The organism is Sodalis sp. (in: enterobacteria), from assembly GCF_051710625.1.
GTDB lineage: Bacteria > Pseudomonadota > Gammaproteobacteria > Enterobacterales > Enterobacteriaceae > JBPESN01.
The window spans coordinates 1-5787 of record NZ_JBPESN010000103.1 but is presented as its reverse complement, the minus strand read 5'-3'; the positions used below and the strand labels follow the sequence as shown (position 1 = coordinate 5787).

The 5787-nt window shown below is 52.0% G+C and carries 5 protein-coding genes and 1 pseudogene; 2 read left to right on the top strand and 4 right to left on the bottom strand.

What is annotated here, in order from left to right; translation table 11 throughout:
* Window positions 1–260 (bottom strand): transposase (locus tag ACTBDU_RS15755; RefSeq protein ID WP_438807127.1); only part of this gene is annotated, 260 nt, incomplete at its 3' end.
* 77 nt (window positions 261–337) lie between these two features.
* Here ACTBDU_RS15755 and ACTBDU_RS15750 point away from each other — a divergent pair.
* Window positions 338–858, top strand: a pseudogene (locus tag ACTBDU_RS15750) (aldo/keto reductase); the annotation flags it as partial.
* A 2-nt stretch (window positions 859–860) separates the two neighbouring features.
* Here ACTBDU_RS15750 and ACTBDU_RS15745 read toward each other — a convergent pair.
* Window positions 861–2096: an Nramp family divalent metal transporter gene (locus ACTBDU_RS15745; protein ID WP_438807126.1), complete on the bottom strand. Its 1236-nt coding sequence runs from the start codon at window positions 2094–2096 to the stop codon at window positions 861–863.
* Between the two features lie 378 nt (window positions 2097–2474).
* On the opposite strand from ACTBDU_RS15745, the gene ACTBDU_RS15740 reads away from it, so the two are divergent.
* Window positions 2475–3659 carry a NupC/NupG family nucleoside CNT transporter gene (locus tag ACTBDU_RS15740; RefSeq protein WP_438807125.1) on the top strand — a complete coding sequence of 395 codons (1185 nt, stop codon included), beginning with the start codon at window positions 2475–2477 and terminating at the stop codon, window positions 3657–3659.
* Between the two features lie 261 nt (window positions 3660–3920).
* Here the strand turns inward: ACTBDU_RS15740 and asnS are convergent, their stop codons facing one another.
* Both asnS and ACTBDU_RS15730 read right to left on the bottom strand, forming a co-directional pair.
* Entirely contained in the window at window positions 3921–5321 is a 1401-nt protein-coding gene (gene asnS / locus ACTBDU_RS15735; protein WP_438807124.1) for an asparagine--tRNA ligase, read from the bottom strand.
* 255 nt (window positions 5322–5576) lie between these two features.
* On the bottom strand, window positions 5577–5787 hold a 211-nt coding region (locus ACTBDU_RS15730), incomplete at its 5' end, for an integrase core domain-containing protein (protein WP_438807123.1).

The window sequence follows — 5787 nt, the reverse complement described above, 5'->3', positions numbered from 1 at the left end:
GCCTTTTTTAATATTTCGTTTTCCTTTTCAATGCGTTGTACCTTCTTCTTGAGCTCACGTATTTCGATTTGTTCCGGGGTTATGGGAGAGGCTTTTGGCGTTTTCCCCTGTCGCTCATCACGCAGTTGTTTTACCCATTTCGTCATCGTAGAAAAGCCGACGTCCATGGCTTTTGCTGCTGGCGCGGCGGTGTAATTTTGGTCGACAACCGGTTGAGCGGATTCGCGTTTAAATTTAGGACTAAAATTTCTTCTTTTTATTGGTGCACCCATGTTGTTCTGAGGTGAGCATATCACCTTTGTTCAGGTGGCCAAATTCAGTGTGCCACTACAATCTTCTGGTGCACCAGGGCAAAACACTTTATATCGGGCTGTCGAATTATCCTGCGCCGCTGGCGGAACAGGCATTTCAACTGTTGCGTGAATTGGATACCCCCCTCCTGCCTTATCCATCAGCCGAAATATTCCCTGTTTGAACGATGGGTAGAGCCGCAGCTATTATCCAGTCTGGCCAACCACGGCGTCGGCGCGATAGCCTTTTCGCCGCTGGGGGGTGGGGTTCTGACCGATCGCTATCTTAACGGGATTCCAGAAGACTCGCGTGCCGCCAGCCAGAGCCAATTTCTCTCTGGGGCGCAATTAACCGAGGAAAAAATGGCGAAAGTCCGTCGTCTGAACGCGATTGCCGTCGCGCGCGGGCAAAAACTGGCGCAAATGGTGTTGGCGTGGGGTATTGCGCGGCGATCGCGTGACGATCGGCGCCAGCAAAACCGCGCAGATTGACGATGCGCTCGCTATGCTGGCCAACCGGCAATTCAGCGCGCGGGAGCTGGCCGACATCGACGCCATCCTGGCCTGAATTTAGTGTCCTATGGCGGTGCCGATCAGCAAGTAGATATTCAGCGTGACGACCACCGCCACAATCAGCCAGCCCAGCGCCTTAATCACGGGCGAGTTGACCAATTCGTTCATCAATTGGCGATTGTTGGTGAACACCAATAGCGGCACCAGCGCCAGCGCGATGCCGAAGCTGAGCAGCACCTGGCTCATCACCAGAATGCGCGTCGGACCAAGCCCTAGCATAATCACCACAAACGACGGCAGCATCGTTATCACCCGCCGCAGCAGCAGCGGAATATGGAAATGCACAAATCCTTGCATCACCACCTGCCCGGCCATGGTGCCCACGACCGTGGAGGACAACCCCGCCGCAACCAGACTTAAGCCGAATACCGTGGCGGCGGTATGGTTGAGCAATGGCGCCAGTGTCAGGTAGGCTTCATCCAGATCGGCAATGCCGGTATGACCGCTGAAATGAAATGCCGCCGCCGTCGCCATCATCGCCAAATTGACGAAGCCGGCGATGGTCATGGCGATAGCCACATCCAGTTTGGTGGAGGAATAACGTTCAGCGCGGCTCCCTACCCGTCCGTTCTGGGTCAGCGAGGAGTGAAGATAGATGACGTGCGGCATGATGGTGGCGCCCAGCACGCCGGCGGCCAAAAACACCGCTTCGCCGTTAGGCAGCGTCGGCCAAAGCAGGCCGGCGCACAATTCCTTTATCGCCGGACGGGAATAAAACAGCTCGGCGATATAGGCGGCGGCGACAAATAACAGCAGACCGCCTATCACCACTTCCAGCGGTTTCTGGCCGCGATTTTGCAACATTAAAATCAAAAAGGTAACGATGCCGGTAATGATGGCGCCCTGCAGCAAGGACACCCCGAGCAGCATTTTAAAGCCGATGGCGGCGCCGATAAATTCGGCCAGGTCGGTCGCCATTGCAATAATTTCGGCCTGCACCCAATAAGCCCACACCGCGGGACGAGGAAAACGATCGCGAATGTGCTCGGCCAGGTTCTTGCCGGTGGCAATGCCTAATTTGGCGGACAGAAGCTGAATCAGCATCGCCATGATATTGGCCCACACCACCACCCACAGCAGCCGATAGCCAAAACTGGCGCCCGCTTGAATATTGGTGGCAAAGTTACCGGGATCGATATAACCAATCGCGGCGATGAAAGCGGGTCCGAGTAAGGAAAGCTTCACTTTTCTCGCGGCGCGGTTAGCATTATCCGCAGCACGGCTGTCCACCATAGCAATAACCCTTATTAACTCACATGTTTATGAAATAGCATATAAATGCTAATGATCATCAAGTACATTTAAGGCGATTCTGCTTATCTTTGCGATAGCAACCGTGAATGCACAATCCGCCACGCGATGGGCGGCCCGAACGCGCTATCTTTCACCTTAGCGGCCAAAAATATAGCACATGCTAAGTTTCAGCCTAGCATAAAACTTTACCTTTTAACCATTATTATTAACATAAGAACTAAAATTTTCCGGCGTCAGGGAATGTTCCCAGGGAGGAGAAAGAGAATTTTGCTATACTCGCAACTAAAAACTCGTTTTTAGCTGCCCCGTTACATAGAATGAGCGGCGAACTCTGCCTGCCTCATTTTTGGAGCACCTATGTCCCGCATTTTACACTTTGTCCTGGCGCTTGCCGTAGTGGCAAGCCTGGCAATGTCGGTGAGTCGAGATCGTAAAAGCGTTCGCGTCCGTTTCATTATCCAGCTGTTAGCCATTGAAATCCTGCTCGCCTATTTCTTCCTCAATTCCCAGATAGGCCTGGGTTTCGTGCAAGGTTTCTCCGCCCTGTTTGATAAATTGCTGGGTTTTGCCGCTGAAGGCACCGGTTTCGTGTTCGGTAATATGAGTAAACAAGGGCTGGCGTTTTTTTTCCTGAACGTGTTGTGCCCGATTGTGTTCATTTCAGCGCTAATCGGCATTCTGCAGCATATCCGCGTGCTGCCCTTCATCATTCGCATCATTGGCACCGTGTTATCCAAGATAAACGGTATGGGCAAACTGGAATCGTTCAATGCCATCAGTTCACTGATCCTCGGCCAGCAAGAGAACTTTATCGCCTATAAGGATATCCTTGGCAAAATGTCCGAGCGCCGCATGTACACGATGGCCGCCACGGCGATGTCAACAGTGTCCATGCCTATTGTAGGCGCCTATATGACCATGCTGGCGCCGAAATATGTCGTGGCGGCGCTGGTGCTGAATATGTTCAGTACTTTTATTGTTCTGTCTTTGCTTAACCCCTATCGGGTCGAGAAAGAAGAAGACCTGCAGATGAGCCATTTGCACGAAGGGCAAAACTTCTTTGAAATGCTGGGTGAATATATCCTCGCCGGTTTCAAAGTGGCGATGATCGTCGCGGCGATGCTTATCGGCTTCATTGCGTTGATTGCCGCCGTAAACGCGCTGTTTATCCTGCTATTCGGTATTAGCTTTCAGGGCATTCTCGGCTATATTTTCTTTCCCTTTGCCTGGGTGATGGGCGTGCCGGCGCAGGAAGCGCTACAGGTGGGCAGCATCATGGCCACCAAACTGGTGTCGAATGAATTCCTCGCCATGATCGATTTGCAGAAAGTCGCCGGTGAGTTATCGCCGCGCTCGGTGGGCATTCTGTCGATATTTTTGGTTTCGTTTGCCAACTTTTCTTCCATCGGCATTATCGGGGGTGCCATCAAAGGCCTGAACGAGCAACAGGGCAACGTTGTCTCCCACTACGGTCTTAAACTGATCTACGGCTCCACGCTGGTCAGCGTGTTGTCCGCCGCCATCGCCGGCCTGGTTCTCTGACGCAGCGCCCTCCCTTTCTCCGGCCTGACGGTCGGGGTCGGATCAGGCAGTAAGCCAATCAGTCAGGCAGTGTTCCATTCACAGAGTCGTTAATCTACCTCGAAAATGATACAAATGTCGTAATAATGTTTCATTAGGAATAAATGTATGTCTAAATGTAGGGAACTTTGTGAGATATTTTTAGCTTTGAAATGAGAAAGGCCAGCTCTGCTGGCCTTGGTGTCGTATATATACGTTTTTCTTACTATTAAATGCCGGATTTTAGAAATTGGCATTGCGTGGACTTCGCGGGAAGGGTATTACATCACGAATATTTTGCATTCCCGTGACATACACTATTAATCTCTCGAAACCTAATCCAAAACCTGAGTGCGGAACGGTTCCATAGCGACGCAAATCCCGATACCACCAGTAATCGTCTTTATTGAGTTCCATTTCCGCCAGACGCTGGTCCAGCCGGTCCAGACGCTCTTCACGCTGTGACCCGCCGATGATTTCACCGATGCCGGGCGCCAGAACATCCATGGCCGCAACGGTTTTGCCGTCGTCGTTCATTCGCATGTAAAACGCCTTGATATCCTTGGGATAATTTTTCACCACCACCGGCGCTTTAAAATGTTTTTCCGCCAGATAGCGTTCATGTTCCGAAGATAAATCAATGCCCCAGGAAACCGAATTTTCAAAAGTCTGACCGCAGTCTTGCAGGATCTTTACCGCCTCGGTGTAGTCAACTTGGGCAAAATCTGCACTGATAAATTGTTTCAGACGATTTATTGCCTCTTTATCGATCCGCTCGGCGAAGAATTGCATATCGTCGGCCCGCTCGGTCAATACCGCCTGAAACACATATTTAAGCATGGCTTCCGCTAAACCGGCCGCATCGTCCAGGGTAGCGAACGCGACCTCCGGCTCGACCATCCAGAATTCGGCAAGATGGCGGCTGGTATTGGAATTTTCCGCCCGGAACGTCGGGCCGAAGGTATAGATTTTCGACAAGGCGCAGGCGTAACTTTCACCGTTTAACTGTCCTGAAACCGTCAGGAAGGCCTCTTTGCCGAAGAAATCTTCATCATAATCAACTTTGCCGTCGAGGGTACGTGACAGATTTTCCAGATTGAGGGTGGATACGCGAAACATTTCGCCGGCGCCTTCCGTATCGGAAGCGGTAATCAACGGCGTCGACACCCAGAAAAACCCTTGTTCATCCATGAAACGGTGAATGGCCTGCGCCAGGGTATGACGCACTCGGGCCACCGCGCCGATAAGGTTGGTGCGCGGCCGCAGATGAGCGACCTCGCGTAGATATTCCACGCTGTGGCGCTTGGCTGCCATGGGGTAGGTGTCCGGATCGTCCACCCAGCCGAGCACTTCAATTGCCTGGGCCTGAATTTCGTAACGCTGACCCCCGCCCAGGGATTCGACCACCCGGCCGCTCACCGACACTGAGCAACCCGCGGTCAGGCGTAAAATGTCGCTCTGATAATTCAGCAGAGTATTATTAATGACAGCCTGTAAGGGATCGAAGCAGGAACCGTCATAGACGTCAAGAAAGGAGATTCCAGCTTTGGAATCCCGCCTGGTACGCACCCAACCCTGTACAGTGACTTCACTGTCAGCCGGCATGCGCTTTTGCAGTACATCGACTACAGGCACTACGCTCATAAAATACTCTTTTACTCAGTTAATAGGAAAAGGCTTATGGCCCGCTAACGGGCCATAAGCCATAACATAATATGTTACTTGGCGGCGGCAAGACCACAAGGGGAAATCGCATATTTCTGGCAGCAATCTTGCTTTAAGCGCTTATTGCGCTTCAGAAACGGCTGCGGCGGCGTCATGACCTCTGCGGAACGGTCATGACAAATCGGGGAAAGGGGCAGGCGCATTTGCGCCCTGGCGCGGGTTCAACTGTAGTGGTCAACTAAAACTGGCCACCGCGTTAGCGTTTTTCCAGTATCTATTTTCTGATTCGTTTGGTGGCAACCCACCGTTATATTCATGCGGCCTGAGTGCGCTGTAATATCCCACGATATAGTCGGTAATTTCATGAGCTGCTTCGCTGAAGCTTATGTAGCACGTTACCGGTATCCACTCGTTTTTCAGACTTCTGAAGAAGCGCTCCATCGGA

What these genes read in the sequence shown, in the direction of transcription:
- ACTBDU_RS15745 (WP_438807126.1), bottom strand. Translation starts at nt 2,096, where the DNA reads ATGGTGGACAGCCGTGCTGCGGATAATGCTAACCGCGCCGCGAGAAAA.
- ACTBDU_RS15740 (WP_438807125.1), top strand. Translation starts at nt 2,475, where the DNA reads ATGTCCCGCATTTTACACTTTGTCCTGGCGCTTGCCGTAGTGGCAAGC.
- asnS (WP_438807124.1), bottom strand. Translation starts at nt 5,321, where the DNA reads ATGAGCGTAGTGCCTGTAGTCGATGTACTGCAAAAGCGCATGCCGGCT.